The 23594-nt window shown below is 72.6% G+C and carries 15 protein-coding genes and 4 tRNA genes; 11 read left to right on the top strand and 8 right to left on the bottom strand.

Annotated features, from left to right (window positions below; genetic code table 11):
- Positions 1-185: 185 nt before the first annotated feature.
- A complete protein-coding gene (locus AB0F88_RS00435; RefSeq protein ID WP_362675702.1) occupies positions 186-1730 on the top strand; it encodes an MFS transporter in 1545 nt (514 codons plus the stop codon).
- Here the strand turns inward: AB0F88_RS00435 and AB0F88_RS00430 are convergent.
- Positions 1636-2688: a carboxymuconolactone decarboxylase family protein gene (locus AB0F88_RS00430; protein ID WP_362675699.1), complete on the bottom strand. Its 1053-nt coding sequence runs from the start codon at positions 2686-2688 to the stop codon at positions 1636-1638. The two genes, AB0F88_RS00435 and AB0F88_RS00430, sit on opposite strands and share 95 nt — an antisense overlap.
- 239 nt (positions 2689-2927) lie before the next feature.
- Between AB0F88_RS00430 and AB0F88_RS00425 the strand changes: the two genes are divergently transcribed.
- Positions 2928-4133 carry a sensor histidine kinase gene (locus AB0F88_RS00425; protein ID WP_362675696.1) on the top strand — a complete coding sequence of 402 codons (1206 nt, stop codon included), beginning with the start codon at positions 2928-2930 and terminating at the stop codon, positions 4131-4133.
- Between the two features lie 37 nt (positions 4134-4170).
- The gene (locus AB0F88_RS00420; protein WP_362675693.1) at positions 4171-4842 is read left to right on the top strand and encodes a response regulator transcription factor; all 672 of its coding nucleotides are present in this window, start codon (positions 4171-4173) and stop codon (positions 4840-4842) included.
- Between the two features lie 27 nt (positions 4843-4869).
- Here the strand turns inward: AB0F88_RS00420 and AB0F88_RS00415 are convergent, their stop codons facing one another.
- From AB0F88_RS00415 to AB0F88_RS00400, 4 genes are all read right to left on the bottom strand, one after another.
- Positions 4870-5787 carry an NAD(P)H-binding protein gene (locus AB0F88_RS00415; RefSeq protein ID WP_362675690.1) on the bottom strand — a complete coding sequence of 306 codons (918 nt, stop codon included), beginning with the start codon at positions 5785-5787 and terminating at the stop codon, positions 4870-4872.
- A gap of 323 nt (positions 5788-6110) precedes the next feature.
- Positions 6111-6185 (bottom strand) — tRNA-Val (locus AB0F88_RS00410).
- 14 nt (positions 6186-6199) lie between these two features.
- Positions 6200-6270: transfer RNA gene (locus AB0F88_RS00405), tRNA-Cys, on the bottom strand.
- Between the two features lie 27 nt (positions 6271-6297).
- Positions 6298-6369, bottom strand: a tRNA-Gly gene (locus tag AB0F88_RS00400).
- Between the two features lie 153 nt (positions 6370-6522).
- On the opposite strand from AB0F88_RS00400, the gene hutH reads away from it, so the two are divergent.
- Positions 6523-8070: a histidine ammonia-lyase gene (gene hutH, locus AB0F88_RS00395; protein WP_362675687.1), complete on the top strand. Its 1548-nt coding sequence runs from the start codon at positions 6523-6525 to the stop codon at positions 8068-8070.
- A 64-nt stretch (positions 8071-8134) separates the two neighbouring features.
- On the opposite strand, the gene AB0F88_RS00390 is transcribed toward hutH, so the two are convergent.
- Positions 8135-9370 carry an NAD(P)-binding domain-containing protein gene (locus tag AB0F88_RS00390; RefSeq protein WP_362675684.1) on the bottom strand — a complete coding sequence of 412 codons (1236 nt, stop codon included), beginning with the start codon at positions 9368-9370 and terminating at the stop codon, positions 8135-8137.
- 73 nt (positions 9371-9443) lie between these two features.
- Between AB0F88_RS00390 and AB0F88_RS00385 the strand changes: the two genes are divergently transcribed.
- From AB0F88_RS00385 to AB0F88_RS00375, 3 genes are read left to right on the top strand one after another with little or no spacing between them, the layout of a single operon-like run.
- A complete protein-coding gene (locus tag AB0F88_RS00385; protein ID WP_362675681.1) occupies positions 9444-10331 on the top strand; it encodes a LysR family transcriptional regulator in 888 nt (295 codons plus the stop codon).
- 4 nt (positions 10332-10335) lie between these two features.
- Complete coding sequence (locus AB0F88_RS00380) at positions 10336-11355, top strand: chorismate-binding protein (protein ID WP_362675678.1); 1020 nt, start codon at positions 10336-10338, stop codon at positions 11353-11355.
- Positions 11352-12182 carry an aminotransferase class IV gene (locus tag AB0F88_RS00375; RefSeq protein WP_362675675.1) on the top strand — a complete coding sequence of 277 codons (831 nt, stop codon included), beginning with the start codon at positions 11352-11354 and terminating at the stop codon, positions 12180-12182. Before AB0F88_RS00380 ends, AB0F88_RS00375 begins: the two co-directional genes overlap by 4 nt.
- Before the next feature lie 115 nt (positions 12183-12297).
- On the opposite strand, the gene AB0F88_RS00370 is transcribed toward AB0F88_RS00375, so the two are convergent.
- Positions 12298-13734, bottom strand: a complete 1437-nt coding sequence (locus tag AB0F88_RS00370; protein ID WP_362675672.1) for a hypothetical protein — start codon at positions 13732-13734, stop codon at positions 12298-12300.
- Positions 13735-13768: 34 nt separating this feature from the next.
- Here AB0F88_RS00370 and AB0F88_RS00365 point away from each other — a divergent pair, with 34 nt between their 5' ends.
- On the top strand, positions 13769-14401 hold the full coding sequence (locus tag AB0F88_RS00365; protein WP_362675669.1) for a DUF305 domain-containing protein: 633 nt from the start codon (positions 13769-13771) through the stop codon (positions 14399-14401).
- Between the two features lie 164 nt (positions 14402-14565).
- Here AB0F88_RS00365 and AB0F88_RS00360 read toward each other — a convergent pair whose 3' ends face one another.
- On the bottom strand, positions 14566-14982 hold the full coding sequence (locus tag AB0F88_RS00360; RefSeq protein ID WP_184547867.1) for an SsgA family sporulation/cell division regulator: 417 nt from the start codon (positions 14980-14982) through the stop codon (positions 14566-14568).
- Between the two features lie 472 nt (positions 14983-15454).
- On the opposite strand from AB0F88_RS00360, the gene AB0F88_RS00355 reads away from it, so the two are divergent.
- The 3 genes from AB0F88_RS00355 to AB0F88_RS00345 all read left to right on the top strand — a co-directional run bounded on the left by AB0F88_RS00355 (position 15455) and on the right by AB0F88_RS00345 (position 23486).
- A tRNA-Val gene (locus AB0F88_RS00355) sits at positions 15455-15526 on the top strand.
- 503 nt (positions 15527-16029) lie between these two features.
- On the top strand, positions 16030-18933 hold the full coding sequence (locus tag AB0F88_RS00350; RefSeq protein ID WP_362675666.1) for an AAA family ATPase: 2904 nt from the start codon (positions 16030-16032) through the stop codon (positions 18931-18933).
- Positions 18934-19883: 950 nt separating this feature from the next.
- Positions 19884-23486 carry a discoidin domain-containing protein gene (locus AB0F88_RS00345; RefSeq protein ID WP_362675663.1) on the top strand — a complete coding sequence of 1201 codons (3603 nt, stop codon included), beginning with the start codon at positions 19884-19886 and terminating at the stop codon, positions 23484-23486.
- Positions 23487-23594: the final 108 nt, after the last annotated feature.

Here is a 23594-nt window from a genome sequence, read left to right as displayed (position 1 = left end):
GTAATTACCGTGGCCGGATGAGGTGGACGTGACGAAATTTCCAGCGGAATGAAAAGGCAGCCCTATCCATGCCAGCTTGAAACGCGAATCTTGAGCGCCGATCGAATCATTGATGGATTTCGATATCCGTGCGTACGATGTATGCGTCCAAGTGCGTATGTTGTACTCGCGGAAGGTCGGGATTCATGCTGAAAGGTGCGGCCGGGAGGCGGGAGTGGCTCGGGCTCGCGGTGCTGGTGCTGCCCGTGCTGCTCGTCTCGGTGACGGTGACGGTGCTGTACTTCGCGCTGCCCTTCCTGAGCGCGGACCTCGCGCCCACCGGATCCCAGCTGCTGTGGATCGTCGACGTCTACGCGTTCCTGCTGGCGGGTCTGCTGGTCGCGATGGGCGCCCTGGGTGACAGGATCGGCCGCCGCAGGCTGCTGCTGATCGGCGCGGCCGTCTTCGGCGTCACGTCCGTCGCCGCCGCGTACGCTCCCAGCGCCGAGCTGCTCATCGCGGCCCGCGCCCTGCAGGGGGCCGCGGCGGCGAGCCTGATGCCGCCGACCCTGGCGCTGATCCGCGACATGTTCCGCGACCCGCGGCAGCGCCGGACGGCCGTCGCGCTGTGGGCCGCGAGCTTCGCCGGGGGAAGCGTGCTCGGGCCGATCGCGGGCGGGTGGCTGCTGGAGCGCTTCGGGTGGGGCTCGGTCTTCCTGATCAGCGTTCCGGTCATGGTCCTGCTGCTGGTCCTGGGCCCCTTCCTGCTGCCCGAGCACCGGGCCCCGGCCTCGGGAGGGTTCGACCTGCCCGGTGCCGCGCTGTCGCTGGCGGCGGTGCTGCCGGTCGTGTACGGCATCAAGCAGCTCGCCACCGGCGGCCCGGCTCCGGCGGCGGTGCTCGCGGTCACCGCGGGGCTGGCGCTCGGCGCCGCGTTCCTGCGCAGGCAGCGCGGCCTGGCCGACCCCATGCTCGACACGCGGCTGTTCGCCGACCGGGGTTTCACCCTGCCGCTGGTCACGAGCACGCTCGCCGTCTTCGCGCTGGTGGGCCTGTTCTACTTCGTCGCGCAGTACCTGCAGCTGGTGCTCGGGCTGCGGCCGCTGGTGGCCGGACTGCTGACGCTGCCCGCGGCCGGCATGGCACTCGTCGGCTCGCTCCTGGCCGCGGGGATCTCGCGCTGGATCCGCCCCGGGCACATCCTGGGCGCGGGCATGGCGCTCGCCGCCGCCGGTTTCCTGGTGCTGAGCACCCTCGACGCGGACTCCGGCCGGTGGCTGCTCGTCACCGGACTGCTCCTGCCGGGAGCGGGGATCGGCGCGGTGCAGGCCCTGGCCTCCGGGATGATCGTCGACGCCGCCCCGCCGGAGCGCGCGGGCTCGGCCTCGGCGGTCCTGGAGGCCGCCACCGAGCTCGGCGGGGCGCTCGGCGTCGCGATCATGGGCAGCGTGGGCCTGGCCGTCTACCGGGACCGGTTCGCCGCCACGGCCCCCGGAGACCTGCGCCCCGGCGACTCGGGGGCGGCCGGGGAGGGACTGGGCGGGGCGGCCGGGGTGGCCGCCCGGCTGCCGGAACAGGCCGCGGCGGAACTGCTCGACGTCGCCCGCACCGCCTTCACCGGAGGGATGCAGGTCGCCGCGCTCCTGTGCGCCGCCCTCATGGCGACGGCGGCGGCGTCGGCCGCGATCCTGCTCCGGACGGTGCGGGCGGATCCCGGAGAATCGACGCCTCGACGCCTTCGACAGCGGTGATCGCGCCGTACGCGAGCAGCCGTACCAGGTCGGCGTCGTCCGGGTGACCGGCGCGCCAGGCCGCGACGTCGGCGTCGGTGACGCGGTACGGCGCCAGCGCGGCGAGCAGGGCGAGCCGCGCCCCCGGCCGGTCGGCGCCGGGCAGGCCCGCCGACGGCCCGGCCGGCCACCCGCCGCCCATCGCGGGGTGCTCGCCGTCCCACCCGCCGACGGTCTCCAGCACGGCCGCGCGGGCCCGCTCGCCGAGCAGCGCCCGGCCCGCGCCCGCCGCCTCCCGCAGCGCGGCGAAGGCGACGCCCACCGGCGTGCCCGCCGCCCAGGCGGGCTCCGGGGTCGTGGCCGGCCCCGCCAGCAGGGGAAGGCTCTCACCGGCCGGCCGCCGCCTGCGTACGGTCCGGGCCAGAACCCTGCCACCCAGGCTGCGGACCAGCCGGGAGTCCTGCAGCCTGCCGGGCAGCATGCTGTCGGCCAGCAGGGCCGAGGCGATGCGGTTGATGAAGTGGAAGGCCAGGGCGGTGCCGACGTACTCGGCGGTGTGCTCCTCGGGGAACGGCCACCCGCGGGGCGGCCGCGCAGTGCCCGCAGTGCCCGCCGTGCGGGTGGCCGTGGCCCAGCCGAGGAGCGCGGCGTGCCCGGGGTCGGCGGGCGTGCCGCCGCGCGCGACGACCTCGGCCAGTTCGTGGTCGCCGGTGGCGTGCAGGAGGGTGGTGTGCGCGGCCACGCAGTACGGGCACCGGTTGGCCACGGACACGCCGAGCGCGACCACCTCCCTGCCCGTCCTGGAGGCGGGCCCGGCCACGAGCGACTCGCGCAGCAGCGCCCAGGTGGCGGCGAGCAGGTCGGGCGCGGGGGAGAGCGTCATGAGGACGGGCATCCTCGCGAGGCCGAAGTCGGTGGCCGCCTGGCCGTAGACATCGGCGATCCGGCCGGTCGCGGCCTCGGGCGTGACGGGAGTCACGTATCGGAAGGTGTTCGCCATCTACCGTCGTTCCCATCGTGGTGGGTGGCCGGAATTCCGCCGACCGGTCCGGTGAGCCGATGGTCGCCGACCCGCCCGTCGCCGGGCGTCGCACCGGCGGATGCTCCCGGGCCCGGCACCGGGGGCGTAGCGACCCCGGGACTACTTCACCGGGAGTAGCCCCGGCCCCCTCTCCGCGGAGGAGGCGGCGAACGCGGCGCCCGGTCTACTGTTCGAACATGAGTCGCATGCGCGGATGGCGCCGTCACGTGCGCGGGTGGCGGGGGCGCGCGCACGGATGGCGCGTTCGGGTGCGCGGACGGGGTGATCGCGGGCGGGTGCCGGACGCGGCGCTCGCCGGGGGGATCGCCCTGCTGCTGGTGGCGGGCACGCTCGCCGGGCCCGCGCAGGGCGCCCCGCACGGGCCGGCCGAGTACGCGCTGCTGCTCGCCGGTGCCCTGTCGCTCGCGGTCCGGCGCCGCTTCCCCGCCGTGGTCGCGCTGGTCACCGCGGTGTGCATGACCGCCTACTCCGTGCGGGCCGGCACCGGGCCCCCGGCGGCCTTCCCGGTGCTGGTGGCCGTCTACACCGCGGTCCTGACGGGCCGCCGCGCCGCCGCGGTGGCCGCGAGTGCCGTGTTCCTGGGCGGCGACCTGGCGGCCGGCCTGTCGTCCGGATCCGGAGGGGTCTCGCGGGACTCCACCGGCCTGCTGGTCGGCTGGTTCGTCGCCGCGGGCGTCATGGGCGTGGTCTCCCGCCACCGCGGGGACGACCTGAGACGGGCGGAGGACCGCGCCGCCGAGGCGGAACGCACCCGCGAGGAGACGGCCCGCCGCCGCGCGGACGAGGAACGGCTGCGGATCGCTAGGGAACTGCACGACTCGCTCACCCACAGCATCTCCGTGATCAAGGTGCAGGCCGGGGTCGCGGTCCACCTCGCCCGCAAGCGGGGTGAGGAGGTGCCCGGGCCGCTGCTCGCCATCCAGGAGGCCAGCGGGGAGGCCATGCGGGAACTGCGCGCCACTCTGGAGGTGCTGCGGGACGACGGGCCGCCCGGCAGCGGGCTCGACCGCCTCGCCGAACTGGTCGAGCGGTCGCGGGCGACGGGCCTGCCCGCGACCGTGGTCGTGGACGGGGAGCGGCGGGCGCTCTCGGCGGACGTCGACCGCACCGCGTACCGGATCGTCCAGGAGGCGCTCACCAACGCCGCCAGGCACGCCGGTCCCGCGGTGGCGTCGGTGCGCATCACCTACGGGACGAAGGAGCTGACCGTGCAGATCGACGACGACGGCAGGGCGGCGCCCGGCACCGACCCGGTACCCGGGGTCGGGCTGAGCGGCATGCGCGAGAGGGTCACCGCGCTCGGCGGACGGCTGCGCGCGGGCCCCCGCTCCGAGGGCGGCTTCCGCGTCCGCGCCGAGCTCCCCGTGGACGGTCCCGCGTGACGCGCGCCCGCGCCGGGCTCTCACCGGAGGGCGCCCCGTGATCCGCATGCTGCTCGTCGACGACCAGGCGCTCATCCGCGCGGGATTTCGCGCCCTGCTCGACGCCGAGGACGACATCGAGGTGGTGGCCGAGGCGGCCGACGGGCTGCGGGGCGTCGCGCTGGCCGTCCGGCACGTCCCCGACGTCGTGCTCCTCGACATCCAGATGCCCGTACTCGACGGCATCGAGGCGACCCGGCGGATCGCCGCCGACCCGGGCCTGGCCGGGGTGCACGTCGTGATCCTGACCAACTACGGGCTCGACGAGTACGTCTTCGACGCCCTGCGCGCGGGCGCGGCCGGTTTCCTGGTCAAGGACACCGAACCCGAGGACCTGCTGCACGGTGTCCGGGTGGCCGCGCGGGGGGACGCCCTGCTCTCGCCCGCCATCACCCGCAAGCTGATCGGCCAGTACGTCTCCCGGCCCCCCGGCGTGGACACGGACGACGCGCTGAAGGTCCTCACCAGGCGCGAGCGGGAGGTCGTGGCACTGGTCGCCCGGGGCCTCAGCAACGACGAGATCGCCGCGCACATGGTGATCAGCCCGTTCACCGCCAAGACCCACGTCAGCCGCGCCATGGTCAAAACCGGTGCCCGCGACCGTGCCCAGCTCGTCGTCCTCGCCTACGAGTCGGGCCTGGTCGCGCCCCGGTCCGCGGGCGGCCCGTAGCCGGCCGGACCCGGGCGGCGCGGGTGTTCACCGGGTGAAGTCGGCGGCCCGTTCCGCGACGAACTCCTCCACCGTCGTCGCGGGCCTTCCGGTGACCGCCTCGACGTCCCTGGTCGCCCGGTCGTAACGGTTCAGGCGGTGCAGGCGCGCCATGGTGATGATGTGCTCCTCGGTGTGCGAGGGGAGCCCGGCGGGGGAGAGGACCTCCTCGACCCAGGTGTCGAGCGGGACGTCCACGTAGGTGATCCTCCTCCCCAGCGCCCGGGAGTACTCCTCGGCGACACCGGTCATCTCCTGGGACCGGGGTCCGGTCAGCTCGTAGACGTTCCCGATGTGCGGCCGCGGGTCCTCCAGGATCGTGGTGACGACGGCCGAGACGTCGCCGGCCGCGACCGGTGACGTGCGGCCGGTGCCGAAGGGAAGCCGGATGGTCCCGCTGCCGGCGATGGAGCGCGCGGCCAGCGTCGTGAACATCGGGTTCTCCAGGAAGGAGGTGGGCCGGACGTGCACGACCGGAAGCCCGGACCAGTCGAGCACCTGCTCCGACAGCCAGTGCAGCCGCTGCTGGTGGGACTCCTCGGTGCTCAGCGCGTTCATCTGGGACACGGTCATCTGCGAGATGCCGATCAGGACCTCCAGGGCGCCCACCGCGCGGGCGACCGTCGCGACGGTGGCGGCGGCCTCCAGGTACGACGGCGACACGCTCATGCTGAAGAACATCCGGGAACAGCCGTCGAGGGCGCCCGCCACGTCGCCGGGCCGGGTGAGGTCGCCGATCACGACCTGGGCCCCGAGGGCGCGCAGCGCGTCCGCGCGCTCGTCGTCGCGGTGCGCCATCGCCCGGACGGGCAGGCCGTGTCCGCGCAGCAGCCCGACCACGGCGCGGCCGACGCCGCCGATGGCCCCGCCAGCGCCGGTGACGAGAATGGGATCGTCGTCGGCCATCGCCGTGCCCCCTTCGCTCCGAAGCGGTGGCGCCGGGCGCCCCGACCGTGGATCACGGAGTGCCCGGCGTCCTGACGTACCGTGCCTGAGACGTTACTCCAGGCCACGGTGTCGCCCGGTCACCGGGTCGCCGGGCCGGGCGTCGGGGGCGCGACGCGGCGGGCGACGCCGGTGGAGGTGATCCGGGGACGTCCGCCCCGGCGGATCCGGCGGCCGAGCGCACCGCCCGGCCGGTCCGAGCCGCGGCGGGCGGAGGGGGACGACCTTCCAAAAGATCAAAAGGGTCCCGGAGGAACTCCGGAACCCTCTTGCCAGTTGAAACGTGGTGGACGATACAGGGATTGAACCTGTGACCTCTTCCGTGTCAGGGAAGCGCTCTCCCGCTGAGCTAATCGTCCTCGCTGAAAACCAGAGGTGGAGACGGGATTTGAACCCGTGTAGACGGCTTTGCAGGCCGTTGCCTCGCCTCTCGGCCACTCCACCGAGTGGGGGGCGCATGCCCCTTTTCCGAGCGGAAGACGGGATTCGAACCCGCGACCCTCACCTTGGCAAGGTGATGCTCTACCACTGAGCCACTTCCGCGTGTCTCCGGGACCGGCCCGGACTCACGGTGAGAACTCTAGCGAATACCCGGCGACTCCCCAAACCGAATACGACCGGTATCTTGAGATGTAAGGAGCCAGCAAGGGTTTCACCAGTTACCAGTGCTCCCCCCTACGCGAGAGAGTTGGCAGCATGCGCGACGACGAGGTCGTGAACATCGGGCCGGAGCCGCTGAGCTTCGAGGAGGTCGTCAGGGTCGCCAGGCACGGTGCCCCCGTACGCCTCGGCGACGACGCCGTGGCCGCCATGGCGGCGGCCCGCACCCGGGTGGACGAGCTGGCCGAGAGCCCCACCCCCGCCTACGGCGTCTCCACCGGGTTCGGCGCCCTCGCCACCCGGCACATCGACCCCTCGCTCCGCGCCCAGCTGCAGCGATCCCTCGTACGCTCGCACGCCGCCGGGTCGGGACCCGAGGTCGAGACCGAGGTCACCCGGGCGATGATGTTGCTGCGCCTGCACACCCTGGCCACCGGTCACACCGGCGTGCGCCCGAAGACGGCCAAGGTGCTGGAGAGCCTGCTCAACGCGCGGATCACCCCCGTCGTGCACGAGTACGGAAGCCTCGGCTGCTCCGGCGACCTCGCGCCGCTCTCCCACGTGGCCCTCACGATCATGGGCGAGGGCGTCGTCCGCGACGCCGCGGGGGAGCGGGCCGACGCCGCGGAGGCGCTCAAGCGGGCGGGCATCGAGCCCGTGGAACTGGTGGCCAAGGAGGGGCTCGCGCTCATCAACGGCACCGACGGCATGCTCGGCATGCTCATCCTGGCCATGGACGACCTCTCCCGCCTGTTCAAAACCGCCGACGTGAGCGCGGCCATGAGCGTGGAGGCGCTCCTGGGCACCGACCGTGTCTTCGCCGCCGACCTGCAGGCCCTGCGCCCGCACCCCGGGCAGGCGGCCAGCGCCGCCAACCTCAGGGCCCTGCTCGGCGGCTCGCAGATCATGGAGTCCCACCGGGACGGCACCTGCACCCGCGTCCAGGACGCGTACTCCCTCAGGTGCGCCCCGCAGGTCGCCGGGGCCGCCCGCGACACCCTGGCACACGCCGCCCTGGTCGCCGGGCGGGAGCTGGCCTCCGCGATCGACAACCCGGTGGTCCTGGCCGACGGCCGGGTGGAGTCCAACGGCAACTTCCACGGAGCCCCCGTCGGCTACGTGCTCGACTTCCTGGCCATCGCGGTCGCCGACATGGCGAGCATCTCCGAGCGCCGCACCGACCGCATGCTGGACGTGGCCCGCAGCCACGGCCTGCCCGCCTTCCTCGCGGACGACCCCGGCGTCGACTCCGGCCACATGATCGCCCAGTACACCCAGGCGGCGGTGGTCTCCGAGCTCAAGCGCCTGGCCGCGCCCGCGAGCGTCGACTCCATCCCGAGCTCCGCCATGCAGGAGGACCACGTCTCCATGGGCTGGTCGGCCGCGCGCAAGCTGCGCCGCTCGGTGGACGGCCTCACCCGGGTGCTCGCGGTGGAGGTCCTCACCGCCGCGCGGGCCCTGGACCTGCGCGCTCCGCTGCGGCCCGCCCCGGCGACCGGGGCCGTGGTGGACGCGCTGCGCCAGTCCGTCCCCGGCCCCGGCCCCGACCGCTTCCTCGCACCGGAGATCGAGACGGTGGTCCAGCTCGTCGCGGCCAACGCGGTCGTCACCGCCGCCGAGACGGTCACCGGCCCCCTGTCGTAGGCCTCCGGCACCCGGCGGGCCCGGTACGGCGGCACGGTGGCCCCGCCGCCGCGGCCCGCCGCCGTCACCGGCCCGCGGGGAGGGCGGCGATCACCTCCACCTCGATGAGCAGCCCCGGCCGGAACAGCCGCGAGACCTCCACGGTCGTGCTGGCCGGGGGTTCGCCGGTGATGAAACGCTCGCGCACGGCCCCGTACTCCCGCAGCAGCGACATGTCGGTGAGGTGACTCCGGATGTGGGTCACGTCGTCGAACGTGCAGCCCTGGTCGGCGAGGACGCGTGACAGCAGGTCCATCACGTATTCGGACTGGCGCGTCATGTCCCCCTCGCCGACCACCCTTCCCTCCCCGTCCAGCGCCACCTGCCCCGAGACGAACAGCAGGCCCGCGGCCCTGGTGGCGTGGGAGTAGAGCCCGTTGGTGGCGGGAACCGCGGCCGGGTTCAGTCTCTCCACGCCGGTACGGCCCCCCGGCCGGTCCGCCCCGGTGGGACCGGCCACGGCGACGTGCGTGAAGATCGCTGTCAGGTCCGCCCCGCCGAGCCCGGCCGCCACCGCGCCCGCCAGCCTGGCCCCGGCCGCGGCGGCGAGCGTCTGGGTCCCGTGCGCGGCCAGCTCCATGTCCTTGGCCGCCAGGCCGAGGGCGTAGCGCGTCCCGTACGGGCCGCTCTCGACGGCCGGGCGGACCCGTTCGACGAGCGGTCCCAGCGGCGTGCCGCCGAGCACGTCCAGCAGGATCGCGGTGTCCACCCCGGTCGCCTCCGCGTACGCGACGGTCTCGGCGAGCAGCACCTGGGCGGGCACCAGCGCGCTCATCACGGCGAGTTTCATCGCCGCCCCCGCCCCGGGGCCGCCGACCTCGATCACCCGGCCGAACACCTCCAGCGCCTCCCGGCAGCGGGCCAGATCCTCGGGCAGGCCCCCGGCCAGCACGGTCAGGGTGCCGTCCACGGCCGGCCCCACGCTGCCCAGGACCGGCGCGTCGACCAGTCCCACCCCCGGGGGAAGCAGGTCGCGCAGCCCGGCCACCGCCTCGGGCCCGATCGTCGACATCTCCGCGACCACCGTCCCGGGCCGCAGCCCCGGTGCCGCGTCCGCGATCACCCGCCTCACCGCCGCGGGGTCGGCGAGCATCGTGACGACCAGCTCCGCGCCCGCCACGGCCTCGGCGGGCGACGCCGCCGTGGCGGCCCCCTCGACCGCGCGGGGGGTGCGGTTCCAGGTCGTCACCGCGTGCCCGGCGGCCACGAGCCGCCGGGCCATCGGGGCGCCCATGCGCCCCAGACCGAGAAAGGAGATCATGCGCTCCACGTTATGGACCCGGCAGGCATTCCACCAGCGACTAGATTGCATATGAGCCATGCGAGGGAGGAATGTGTTCGACGTCGAAGGTCTGCGCCTGCTGGACACCGTGGCCCGCACCGGGTCGTTCACCGCGGCCGCCGCCAGGCTCAACTACACCCAGTCGGCCGTGTCCCGCCGCATCGCCACCCTCGAACACCGCGCGGGCGGCCCGCTGTTCGAGCGGCTGCCGCGCGGGGTGCGGCTCACGCCCGCCGGTGAGGCGCTGCACCACCACGCCCAAATCGTCCTGAACCGGCTGACCAGGGCGGAGGAGGAGCTGGCCGGGATCCACGGCGGCTACCGGGGGCGGCTGCGGGTGGGGGCGTTCGCCACCGCCAACGTCGCGCTCGTGCCCGGCGCCCTGCGCGCGTTCCGCGAGGACTTCCCCGAGGTCGAGCTCGTCCCGATCGAGGGGCCCAGCGGGAGCCTGCTGCGCCGCATGCGCGAGGGCGGCCTGGACGTCGCGGTGGTCAGCGACTACCCGTCCGAGCTGCCCCGCGAGGAGGAGGTCGAGATGATCGAGCTGGCCGGCGACGAGCTGCTCGTCGCGCTGCCCCGCGATCACCGGCTGGCGGCGGAGGAGGTCGTCGACCTGCGCGAGCTGCGGGAGGCGACCTGGATCGAGGCGCCCCCGCCCGGCCGGGCCACCGCGCTCGCCGCGGCCTGCGCCCGCGCCGGGTTCGCGCCCCGCGCCACGGTCAGGATCGCCGAGTGGACGGGCAAGTTCGGGTTCGTCGCGGCCGGGCTCGGCGTCACGCTCGTGCCCGCCATCGCCGCCTACGCCGTACCGGCGGATCTGGTGCTCCGCTCCCTCGGTGACCTCGCCCCGCGCCGGACCGTCTACGCGGCGCTGCCGCCCACCCCGCTGCCCGCCGCCCGCACCCTGGTGCGGATGCTCGCCGAGCGGGCGGGACAATAGGGCGGTGCATGACTCTTTCGCGCACGTCACCGGATATCTGGCCACCGGCCTCCGGGACCTCACCACCGATCTCTCCGCGCTGGACGGCGAGGGATGGTGGGCCGTCGTGGTCGACTACGAGGGCAAGGTGACGTGCGCCAGGTTCGGGGACGTCCGCAGGGCCCCGCTGCCCGCGCCGCGCGGCCCCTGGCGCGGGCCGCACCCGTCGTCGTGGCGCTCCTCCCTCGACCGGGCCGCGTACGAGGACGGCGTGCGGCGCGTCCGCGCCTACATCGAGCAAGGTGAGGTATACCAGGCCAACCTGTGCCGGGTGCTGAGCGCGCCGCTCCCCCCGGGGCGGGATCCGGACCCGCTCGCCCTGGCCGTACGGCTGGCGGAGGGCAACCCCGCCCCCTACGCCGCCACGGTGAGCCTGCCGGGGCTGAGCGTCGTGTCGGCCTCCCCGGAGCTCTTCCTGTCCAGGGACGGCGACGTGATCGAGTCCAGGCCGATCAAGGGGACCGGGGTGACCGCGGCGGACCTGCTGGAGAAGGACTACGCGGAGAACGTGATGATCGTCGATCTCGTCCGCAACGACCTGGGCAGGGTCGCCGCGGTCGGTTCGGTGAGCGTGCCCGCCCTGTGCGAGGTGGAGGAGCACCCCGGTCTCGTGCACCTGGTCTCCACGGTCCGGGCGCGCCTGGCGCCCGAGTACGGGTGGCCGGAGCTGCTCTCCGCGACCTTCCCGCCGGGATCGGTGACCGGCGCCCCGAAATCCTCGGCCCTGCGAATCATCGATGAGCTCGAACCCGAGCCGCGCGGGCCCTACTGTGGAACCGTGGGCTGGGTCGACGCCGACCGCAGGCGGGCGTCCCTGGCCGTGGGGATCCGCACGTTCTGGCTCATCCCCGGCGAGATCCGCTTCGGTACGGGCGCGGGCATAACCTGGGGGAGCGATCCGCGACGCGAGTGGGACGAGACCGAGCTGAAGGCCTCCCGGCTCATCGCGCTGGCATCAACATCAGGCTCAGAAGGAGTCGCATGAACGTACCCATATGGCTTAACGGGGCACTGATCTCTCCGGATCAGGCCGTCGTCTCGGTGTTCGATCACGGCCTGATGGTCGGTGACGGGGTGTTCGAGACGATCAAGTGCATGGACGGCGCCACGTTCGCGCTCACCCGCCACCTCGACCGGCTCACGCTCTCGGCGCGGCGGATGGACCTGCCCGACCCCGACGTGGCCGCGATCGCCGACGGGATCCGCGCCTGCCTGGCCGAGGCTCCGCCGTGGCCGCTCGGCCGCGTCCGGGTCACCTACACCAGCGGCCCGGGGCCGCTCGGCTCCGACCGGGGCGACCAGGGCTGCACGACCGTGGTGATCGCCGACGAGCAGAAGGCGTTCCCGGCCACCGCCGACGTCACCGTCGTGCCCTGGCCGCGCAACGAGCGCGGCGCGCTCGCCGGGGTGAAGAGCACCTCCTACGGCGACAACGCCAAGGCGCTGTTCTTCGCCAAGGCGAGGGGCGGCGGCGAGGCGATCTTCGAGAACCTCGCGGGAAACCTCTGCGAGGGCACCGGCAGCAACATCTTCGTCGTACGCGACGGGCGGCTGCTCACCCCCACGCTCGCCTCGGGCTGCCTGGCCGGGGTCACCCGCGCGCTCGCCCTGGAGTGGTGCGGGGGCATCGAGGAGGACGTCCCGCTCTCGGCCCTGTACGAGGCCGAGGAGGCGTTCCTGACCTCCACCACCCGTGACATCCAGCCGATCCGCGCGGTCGACCGGACCGTGCTGCCCGCCGCGCCCGGCCCGATCACCGCCAAGGCCATGCAGGTCTTCGCCGAGCGCTCCGCCGCCGACCTCGATCCCTGAGCCCGGCTCCCCGCGCTCCGTTCCCGGTTCCGCGTTCCCGGCTCCGGTGAGGGCGTGCCCCACCGGAACCGGGAGCCGGCCGTCCGGCCGGTCACGGACCGGCCGGACCGGCGGGCTAGTAGGACACCTGGGTCTGCGCGTTCAACTCCTCGATCCTGACCTTGGCGGCCGGGTCGGTCAGCGGGTCGTCGATGCGGAGCACGTCCAGGCCCTTGGTGATGTCACTCGAGTAGATGTGGCCGTTGTAGTAGTACGCCGACCAGGAGCCGCCGACCCCCTGCACCGGGCCCCGCTCGAAGAAGCCGATCTCCCGGGGCTTGGCCGCGTCGGTGAAGTCCCAGACCGACACCCCGCCCTGGTACCACGACTGGACCATGATGTCCTTGCCCGGCACCGGCAGCAGCGATCCGTTGTGCGCGACGCAGTTCTCCTCGGGCGACTGCTCCCTGGGGATCTTGAAGTAGCCGCGGAGCGTGAGCCTGCGGTCCTTGCCGAGGTCGTACACGGCGTTGGCGCCCTTGGTCTTCGGGGTGTTGGCGTCGCAGGTCGCGCTCACGCCGCCGCCCAGCTCGTCCCCGAAGACGATCTTGGTGGCGTCGTTGTTGAACGTCGCCGAGTGCCAGATGGCGAAGTTCTCCTTGTCGCTCACGTGCTGGAGGACCTTGGGGTTGACCCGGTCGGAGATGTCCATCAGGATCCCGTCGCCGAAGCAGGCGGCGGCGGCGAGGTCCTTCTCCGGGTAGACCGTGAGGTCGTGGCAGCCGCCGATGGCCCCCTCGACGGCCTGATCGGAGAGGGCCGGCTGCGAGACCACCTTCGCGGTCTTCGGGGCCTTGACCGGCACCTCGACCACGGAGATCTTGTTGTGCGGGGGCGGGCAGGTCGCCGTGCCGGGCTCGGGGCCGGGGGAGGAGATGTAGAGGTAGACCTTGTCCGGGCTCTTGCCGGGGACGAGCGTGTGGGTGTGCGAGCCGCAGTCGGTCTGGACCGCCGAGACGAACTTGGGGTTGGCCTTGTCCTCGATGTCGAAGATCCGGATGCCCTCCCAGGCGTCCGACTCCGGCTCGCCGCGCTGGGCGTCGCACTCCGGGCCGACCCGGGCGGAGTCGATCGACAGGAACAGCAGGTTCCCGCTCACCGAGATGTCGTTCTGCTCGCCGGGACAGAGGACCTGGCTGGCGATCGAGGGCTTCGACGGGTCGGAGATGTCGAAGACGCTGAAGCCGTCGAAGTTGCCGACGAACGCGTAGTCGCCCTGGAAGGCCAGGTCGGTGCCCCACGCCTGGGGCCCGTCGAGCGGGGCGCTGGGAGGCACGTTGGCCAGGTGCGTGATGTTGTCGCTGTGCGTCCCGTCCCCCGAGGTCCCGGCGGCGGGGGTCTCCGCCGCCTGCTCCGAGGGGCTCGGGCTCGCCGGGGCCGGGGTGGACGCGGCCGCCGCGGACGGTGGTGAGGCCGAGGGGGTCGGATCCGCCCCGCACCCTGCCACGAGAAGTAGCGCCGCCAGGACGAATGCCACGATCGGTCGCACGTTGCCCCCATTACGTCGGTCCACTTGCCCCATTATTGGAGCTATGCGGAGGATGCGTGTGCCGAGTCAGGGTATCGCGGTGATCATGATGGCAGCGGTCCTCGGCGGATGCGCGGAGGCGGGATCGGAGCGGTCCACCCCGCTCGTCGCCGAGTCCGGCGCGCCTGTGATCATCCCGGGTGGCCCGGGGGAGGCCGGTCGCACGGCGAGGCCCGGCGAGCGCCTCGGGGAGTCCGAGGCGCGCGTCACCGCGGCCGACGTCAGGTTCGCCGAGGGCATGATCCCGCACCACCGGCAGGCGCTGGAGATGGCGGCACTGGTGCCGGCCCGGTCGTCCTCGCCGGTCCTGCGGAAGCTCGCCGAGCGGATCACCGCGGCGCAGCGGCCGGAGATCGCGGCCATGACCTCGTGGTTGAAGGCGGCCGGACGCCCCCCGGGCGAGCACGGCGGTCACGACGACCACGCTCTCCCGCTGGAGGAGATGAACCGGCTCAGGGCGGCCAGGGGGGCGGCCTTCGACACCCTCTTCCTGACCCTCATGATCACCCATCACGAGGCGGCGGTGACGATGGCGGGGCTCCAGCTGCGCGAGGGCACCGACCGGGTCATGCTGGCCACCGCCAAGGACGTCGTCTCCGGGCAGGGCATCGAGATCGCCCGGATGCGGGCCCTGCTCAAGCCCGGGACGTAGCCCCGAACCTGGGACGCGGCCTCAATCCGGGACGTGGATCTTCATCCCGTGACGGGGCCTTCGACCCCGGGGTGGGGCCTCAGGCGGTGGGGCCTCAGGCCGGGAACGGGGCCCGGCGGCCCCGCGGGGAGGCCGTCACCGCGCGACCCGGCGGCCGGGACCCGTCACGAACTCCAGAGCATGTTGCTGAGCTCGGCGTCCAGATCCATGAAGTCGGTCTCGCGACCGGCGGGGACCAGCTCGTACGTCCGGTGCAGGAACTCCGTGAGCGGGGCCAGGGGCACCTCGAACAGGGCCTGCCCGAACGGCGACGTGAGGCTTATGTGCAGCGTGCGCTCGCCGTCGGCGCGCGCCGGCCACACCTGCACGTCCCCGTCGCCGACCCGCCGCACGATGCCGACCGTCAGCAACTCGCGAGCGAAGATCCACTCGACCGGTTCGTCGTTGCCCACGTGGAAGGCCATCCTGATCGCGTACGGATCACCGGCCGTGTAGCTGAGCCCGGCGAGCAGGGGGACGGTGGTACGGTCGGGGACCACAAGCCGAAGGCCTAGCTCGGCAGAGACGGTGGCGCTGTTCATCGTCAGCCAAACCTTTTTCGTCGTCGGTCCCCTCTGCGGGGCTTTCACTGCTCTCACTGCTTCGAAACGGCCTCGTTCCTCGCGAGCTACCACGCGGAACAAAGAAACCTGTAGGAAAGATTCCGCCTCCACGCCCTTCTGTAACACACATCACAGCGCGACATTTGGGCATCTACCTGGCTAAACATCACCAACAGGGCCGTATTTGCAAGGGTTTTGCGTCTCGTTTTGGTCACCGTCGACTCCCTGGCGGGGCGTCTCGGGTGATTCGGGTCGAGCGCGGGTCGTTCGGTGCTTCTACGGATCAGGACGATGCTATGACACCGTAGCCCCCCGCCGGATGCATCCTTGGACCTTTGCCTCCCGACCGTGTCGTCTTCCAAGATCATTTCGTTGGCGGATACCGCTTCGCGAGCACTCCCGGATTGCTGTATGGTTTTCCACGTCGGCACCGTGAGGGGCCGCACAGGGCGGGCGATTAGCTCAGCGGGAGAGCGCTTCGTTCACACCGAAGAGGTCACTGGTTCGATCCCAGTATCGCCCACACTAGCAAGTCGCAGGTCAGAGCCTCCTGGTTGACGTCAACCGGGGGGCTTTTTCCGTGATCGGGCATCTCGTACGGCGGGAGTCTCCGGGGCGGGCTCGGGGCGGGGCGCGTCCTGCTCCGCGCGAGGCCTCGAAGGCACGGGTGGAGGCGCCCTGATGCCCATAGGACGCCGGAACGGACTCCTGCCCCGTTACGGGCTCCGTGAGAGCGCGTTCAGGACGCTGCGGCGCCCTCAGGGCCGAGCCGGGCCGGCCGGTGACCCCGCCCCCCCGGGCGCGGGGCGGCGGGCCCTCCCAGGAGGACCGCGGAAAGCTCCAGGACTCTCCGAGACTCCGGGGCGACCGGATGCGGCCAGGAGGCCTCGGGCTTCGCGACTCCGGTGACGGCCGGGGGCGGCGGGGAGGGGCCTCGGGCTTCGCGACCTCGGTGACGGCCTGGGCGGCGGGGAGGCGTGCCGAGTGAGACGCCCGACTGTCGGTGGCCGGTGGCATCCTGGGGACGTGAGAGCCCACGCGGTAAGCCCCCTGTTCGTCGGCCGCGCCGACGAGCTCGCCGTCCTGGAAGGCGCGCTCGCCAGGGCCCGCTCCGGATCGGCGTCGACCGTGTTCGTGGGAGGCGAGGCCGGGGTCGGCAAGACCCGCCTCGTCCGCGAGTTCACCGAGCGCACCGACGACGCCCTGGTGCTGGTCGGCGGGTGCCTGGAGCTGGGCACCGACGGCCTGCCCTTCGCCCCCTTCACCGCGGTGCTGCGCAAACTCGCCCGCGACCTGGGTCACGACGGCGTCGCCGCGCTGCTGCCCGGCGGGGCGACGCGAGGGCTCGCCCGGCTGCTGCCGGAGTTCGGCGAGCCGGAGAAGGAGGGCGCCGAGGCGCGGGCCCGGCTCTTCGAGCAGATCCTGGGCCTGCTGGAGCGGCTCGCCGAGACCCGGCCGACGATCCTGGTCGTCGAGGACGCCCACTGGGCCGACCGCTCCACCCGCGACCTGCTGTCGTTCCTCGTCCGCTACCAGCGTCCCGACGTGCCCCTGCTGACCCTGGTCACCTACCGGGCCGACGAGCTGCACCGCACGCACCCCCTGCGCCCGCTGCTGGCCGAGCTGGGCCGGGTCGACTGGGTCACCCGGCTCGACCTGCGCAGGCTGAGCCGCCGGGAGGTGGGCCAGCAGGCCGCGAGCATCCTCGACGGCGGGCCGATCGCCGACATCGATCTGGTCTACGCGCGCAGCGAGGGAAACCCGCTGTTCGTCGAGGCGCTGCTCAGCGGGGGCGAGGGCGAGACACTGCCCGACTCGCTGCGCGACCTGCTGCTGGCCAGCGTCGAGCGCCTGCCGGAGGAGACCCAGGAGCTGATGCGGCTGGCCGCCGCCGGCGGGGCGAGGATCGAGCACGCGATGCTCTCGGCCGTCGCCGGGGCCGACGACGGCGAGCTCTCCCGCCTGCTGCGCCCGGCGGTGGCGGGCAACGTGCTCGTGGTCGACGGCGAGACGTACGCCTTCCGGCACGCCCTGATCCGCGAGGCCGTCCACGACGACCTGCTGCCCGGTGAGCGCACCCGCCTGCACACCCGTTTCGCCGAGGCCCTGGAGGGCGACCCCGGAATCCTGCCCGCCCCCCGGTCGGCCATCGAGCTCGCCCACCACTGGCACGCCGCGCACAACCCCCTCTGGGCGCTGATCAGCGCGTGGCACGCGGCCGCGGCCGCCAGGAAAGCTGCGGCCTACGACGAGCAGCTGCGCATGCTGACCCGGGTGCTCGAGCTGTGGGAGGCGGTGCCCGACGCCGCGGAGCGGATCGCCGCCGACCACGTCGACGTGCTCCGGCAGGCCGTCACCGTGGCGCACCTGGCGGGGGAGTTCGAGCGGGGCATCTCCCTCGCCAAGGCGGCCCTGCGGGAGATCGACACCGCCACCGACCCGATCCGCGCGGCCCGGCTGCTGCGCCAGCGCGGGCTCGTCAGGTACGACCTCGGCAGGGACGGGTTCGTCGAAGATCTCCGCACCGCCGCCGAGATCGTCCCGGCCGAGCCGCCGACCTCCCTGCGCGCCCAGGTCCTGGAGAACCTGTCGCGCGTGCTCAGCCACCCCGCCGACCGGGCCGAGAAGGAGTCGCTGGCCGAGGAGGCGATGCGCATCGCCCAGGAGGTCGGCGACGCCGACACCGAGGCCCACGCGCTCGTCACGCTCACCTGGGCCGGTTGCCATTGCTCCCGGACGGAGGAGCAGGTCGTCGCGTTCGCCCGGGCGCGGGAGATCGCGGGCCGGGCCCGCACCTACCACGCGCTGATGCGGGCCGTCATCTCCGAGTCCGACGCCCTGGAGGGGGCCGGATGGCACGAGCAGGCCGCCGAGGTCGCCCGCGGCGGCATCGCCGACGCCGAGGCGTACGGCCTGGCCCGCACGTCCGGCGCCTTCCTGGCGATCAACCTGGTCGAGCCCCTGGTCTCCCTCGGCCGCTGGGACGAGGCGTCCGAGGTGGTCGAGCGCGGCCTCGAGGTCACCCCGCCGGCCCCCTACCGCGCGAGCCTGCAGGCACTGGCCACCGACATCGCGCTGGCCCGCGGAGACCTCGACCGGGCCGAATCGCTCTTCCGGGCCTCGCGAGCCGTGTTCTCCAGGGGCATCTACCGGGACCAGACGACCCTGCCCCAGCTGCGCAGAGAGATCGAGCTGCTGGTGGCGCGCGGCAGGCACGACGAGGCGTCCGCGCTCGTCGACCGGATCCTGGACGAGCAGGACCTGGAGGCCACCCCCCGCTACGTCTGGCCGCTCCTCCTCGCCTGCCTGCGAGTGGTCGCGCCCTCGCTGCCCTCGCCGCCCCCGCCGCCCCTGCTGCCCCGGCTACGCGCCGTGGCCGGGGGGATCGGCGTGGAAGGGGAGCTCCAGAGGGCGCACAGCCTCACCTTCACGGCCGAGGCCGCCCAGGCGGAAGGGGTGCTCGACCGGGGGGCGTGGGACGCGGCGGCCGCCGCCTGGGCCGCGCTCCGCCAGCCCTACGCCGAGGCCCGCGCCCTGCTCGGCGCGGCACGGGCCGCCGTCGCTGCGGGGGAGCGCGACGAGGCCGCGCTGAGCCTGCCCCGGGCGGCGGAGCTCGCGGCGCGCGTCGGGGCCCGGCCGCTCGCCGCCGAGATCGGCTCCCTGGCCAGGAGGGCTCGGATCCCGCTCTCCGGGGAACCCGCCTCCGCCGAACCGGTCTCCGAAGAGGCCGGGCTCGGGCTCACCGCGCGCGAGCACGAGGTGCTGGGCCTGGTGGCGACCGGCCGCAGCAACCGCGAGATAGCGGGGGAGCTGTTCATCTCGGCGAAGACCGTCAGCGTGCACGTCTCCAACATCCTCGCCAAGCTGGGCGCCGCCTCGCGCGGCGAGGCAGCGGCGACGGCACACCGGCTGCGCCTGTTCGAACGGTGAACGGCGAAGGGTGAAACGTCGTCACGTCTCACCGCGCTATCCGTTAAGCCACATATTTCAGGCTAAATAGTCCAAATAGTCCAAAACGGCTCCTGCTTCGCGTCCTCCGTGTTCGCGGCCGAGCCGCACTTCCCCTGCCTCGGCGGGGTGCCCTCCGCCCCGCCGCGCGGGACCTCCCCGAGGGGTTCGCCCCCCCCCTCGCGCACCGGCCCGGAACGGGGCCGGAAGGCCCCCGTAGCAGGCAGATCGGCCGGATCGCACACGGGGCCGTACGGCGAAGCAAGCCGCCTTTCTCGACCCGTTGACGCGGCCGTAGCACGTATGTAACATTTGGCCAGCGCAATGCAAAAATATTGCAAAGTCCTGTTAAATTCTCTCTGTTCTCCGCAACTTACGGCAGTGATGTGCTGCGCCGGCACGTCCCTCCCACTCCTCCGGAGAGGCCCCAGGTGATGTCGTTCTCGGCATTGCGCGGCCGGTCGCCGCCACGGCGGCCCCGGTTGCGGCATTCGTCGCCCCCGCGCCGACGCTGACCCGTAGCCGGCGGCAGGGCCGCCACGGCCCGCGCCCGGCGGAGCGTCCCGCGCCGCCGCGGCCGGTCAGGGGCCCGCGGTTCCGGACGCCTTCCATCCGGGGCCCTATCGACAGATCCGACAGATCCGACAGATCCGACGTTCACCCATCGCTCGTCCCGCCGGTCGCCTCCACAGGAGGAGCACCGGCGCACACGGCGACCAGCACCCCCCAGCGACGAACGAGGCACGGCCCGCGGATCGGCCCGCACAGACCGTCCGGCCGGCCCGCCCGCCGGATTCCGGGGACCCGGAAGAGGCGGACCGGGGATCCGCGCCTCGTGGGCGAGGCACTCCCGGGTGCCGAGCGCGTCGCGTGACGGAGGCCACGGCCTCCCTCCCGACCCTGTCGTTCCAGACGAGAGATAGAGGAACGCGATGAGAAAGCAGTACCTGGCGTTACGGCTGATGGCGGCGATGGCCGCGACCAGCCTGCTCGCTCTGGCCGGGGCGGTCGTCGCACCGGCCTCGGCGGCCGCCGGCCCCAACCTGGCGGCGGGCAAGTCGGCCTCGTCCAGCAGCGTCAACGCCCCCTACGGCGCGGGCAACGTCACCGACGGCAACGCCACCACCTACTGGGAGAGCAACAACAACGCCTTCCCGCAGTGGGTCCAGGTGGACCTCGGAGCCGCGGCCAGCGTCAACCAGGTCGTCCTGAAGCTGCCGCCCGCGACGGCCTGGGAGACCAGGACGCAGACCCTGTCGGTGCTGGCGGGCACGAGCGCCACGCCCACCACGACGGTCGTGGGCTCGGCCGGCTACACCTTCAACCCGGCGACCGGCAACACGGTGACGATCGACTTCGCCGCGACCAGCGCCCGCTACCTGCGGCTGAACCTCACCGCCAACACGGGCTGGCCCGCCGGTCAGATCTCCGAGTTCGAGGTGTACGGCCCCGTCAGCGGCGGTGACACGACGCCGCCGAGCACGCCGTCGAACCTGGCCTACACCGAGCCCGGCTCGGGCCAGATCAGGCTGACCTGGAACGCCTCGACCGACACCGTCGGCGTGACCGGTTACGACGTCTACGCCAACAACGCCCTGCGCGGCAGCGTGGCGGGCAACGTCCTGACCTACACCGACACCCAGCCGGCCACCGCGACGGTGTCCTACTACGTCAAGGCCAAGGACGCCGCGGGCAACCAGTCGGGCAACAGCAACACCGTCACCCGCCAGGGCAGCACCCCGACCGGGACGAACCTGGCCGTCGGCAAGGCGATCACCGCCTCCTCCTCGGTCTTCACCTTCGTGGCCACCAACGCCAACGACAACAACACGGCGACCTACTGGGAGGGCAACGGCGGCAGCTACCCCAACACGCTGACCGTCGGCCTCGGCGCGAACGCCACCCTCAGCTCGGTCGTGCTGAAGCTGAACCCCGACAGCGCCTGGGGAACGCGCACGCAGAACATCCAGGTCCTCGGCCGCGCGCAGAGCTCCAGCACCTTCACCAGCCTGGTGGCGGCGGCGAACTACACCTTCAACCCCGCCTCCGGCAACACGGTGACGATCCCGGTCAGCGGCGCCTACGCCGACGTCCAGCTCAGGATCACCTCCAACACCGGCGCCCCCGCCGGTCAGATCGCCGAGTTCCAGATCATCGGCACCCCGGCGCCGAACCCGGACCTGACGATCACCGCTCTGACCGCGTCCCCCGCCTCCCCCGTCGAGACCGCCTCCGTCACGCTCTCGGCCACGGTGCGCAACGCCGGCTCGGCGGCCTCCGGCGCGACGAACGTCGACTTCTACCTGGGCACCACCAAGGTCGGCACCGCCGCGGTCGGCGCGCTGGCCGCCGGGGCGTCCGCCACGGTGTCAGCCGTCGCCGGTCCGCGTGACGCGGGCAGCTACGCGCTGAGCGCCAAGGTCGACGAGGCCAACAGCGTCATCGAGCAGAACGAGTCGAACAACACCTTCGCGAGCTCCTCCCCGCTCGTGGTCACGCCGGTCAGCACCTCCGATCTGGTCGCCACCACCAGCTGGACCCCCGGCAACCCGTCCAACGGCGCCGTCGTCACCTTCTCCGTGGCGATCAAGAACCAGGGCACCCTGGCCTCCGCGAGCGGCGCCCACGGCATCACGCTGACCGTCCTCAACGAGTCGGGCAGCGTCGTCCGTACCCTGACCGGCTCCCACACCGGCGTGATCGCGCCGGGCGCCACCGCCGGTCCGGTGAACCTGGGCACCTGGACGGCGGCCAACGGCAAGTTCACCGTCAGGACGGTCCTCGCCGACGACGCCAACGAGCTCCCGGTCAAGCGGGCCAACAACACCAGCACCCAGCCGTTCTTCGTCGGCCGCGGCGCCAACATGCCGTACGACATGTACGAGGCCGAGGACGCCGTCGTCGGCGGCGGGGCGACCGTGGTCGGCCCCAACCGCGAGATCGGCCACGTGGCGGGCGAGGCGTCCGGCCGCAGGGCCGTGACGCTGAACAGCGCGGGCAGCTACGTCGAGTTCACCACCAAGGCCAGCACCAACACCCTGGTCACCCGCTTCTCCATCCCCGACGCCCCGGGCGGCGGCGGCATCGACTCGACGCTGAACGTCTACGTCAACGGCACCTTCCTCAAGCCCATCAACCTGACGTCCAGGTACGCCTGGCTGTACGGCCCCGAGGCCGGTCCCAACAACTCGCCCGGCTCCGGCGGCCCGCGTCACATCTACGACGAGGCCAACGTCATGCTCGGGACCACCGTCCCGGCCGGCAGCAAGATCAGGCTCCAGAAGGACCCCGCCAACAGCACGACGTACGCGATCGACTTCATCAACACCGAGCAGGTCTCGCCGATCGCGAACCCCGACCCCGCCAGGTACACGACCCCCACCGGCTTCACCCACCAGGACGTGCAGAACGCCCTCGACCGGGTGCGGATGGACACCACCGGCAACCTGGTCGGCGTCTACCTGCCGGCGGGCACCTACCAGACGTCCAGCAAGTTCCAGGTCTACGGCAAGGCCGTCAAGGTGGTCGGCGCCGGCCCCTGGTACACCCAGTTCCGGGCGCCCGACAGCCAGGACAACACCGACGTCGGCTTCCGCGCCGAGGCCAGCGCGAACGGCTCGTCCTTCGCGAACTTCGCCTACTTCGGCAACTACACCTCGCGCATCGACGGCCCGGGCAAGGTGTTCGACTTCGCCAACGTCGCCGACGTGGTGATCGACAACATCTGGAACGAGCACATGGTCTGCCTCTACTGGGGCGCCAACACCGACCGGGTGACGATCAAGAACTCCCGCATCCGCAACATGTTCGCCGACGGCATCAACATGACCAACGGCAGCACGGACAACCTCGTCAGCAACAACGAGGCCCGCGCCACCGGTGACGACAGCTTCGCGCTGTTCTCGGCCATCGACGCCGGCGGCGCCGACATGAAGGGCAACGTCTACGAGAACCTGACGTCCATCCTGACCTGGCGGGCCGCGGGCGTCGCGGTCTACGGCGGGTACGACAACGTCTTCAGGAACATCTACATCGCCGACACGCTGGTCTACTCCGGCATCACGATCAGCTCGCTGGACTTCGGTTACCCGATGAACGGCTTCGGCGCCAGCCCGCCTACCAGGTTCGAGAACATCTCGATCGTCCGGGCCGGCGGTCACTTCTGGGGCCAGCAGGTCTTCCCGGCGATCTGGGTCTTCTCCGCCTCCAAGGTGTTCCAGGGCATCCGCGTCAACAACGTGGACATCGTGGACCCGACCTACGGCGGCATCATGTTCCAGACCAACTACTCCGGAGGCCAGCCGCAGAACCCGGTCACCGACACGATCTTCACGAACGTCTCGATCACCGGTGCGAGGAAGAGCGGCGACGCCTTCGACGCCAAGTCCGGCTGGGCCATCTGGGCCAACGAGATGCCCGAGCCCGGTCAGGGCCCGGCGGTCGGCTCGGCCACGTTCAACAATCTCCAGATGAGCAACAACTTCCAGAACATCAAGAACACGACGTCGACCTTCACGATCAACGTGATCCCGTGATCCCGTGATCCCGTAGGAAGAGCGCGGGAGAACCGCGGTGCCGGTGCCGCCGGGAGGTCCGACCCTCCCGGCGGCACCTTTCCCGTTCGGTTCCCCGGCGGGCGCGGG

Source organism: Streptosporangium sp. NPDC023963 (assembly GCF_040639135.1).
GTDB lineage: Bacteria > Actinomycetota > Actinomycetes > Streptosporangiales > Streptosporangiaceae > Streptosporangium.
This window is presented reverse-complemented; position numbering and strand designations above follow the sequence as displayed.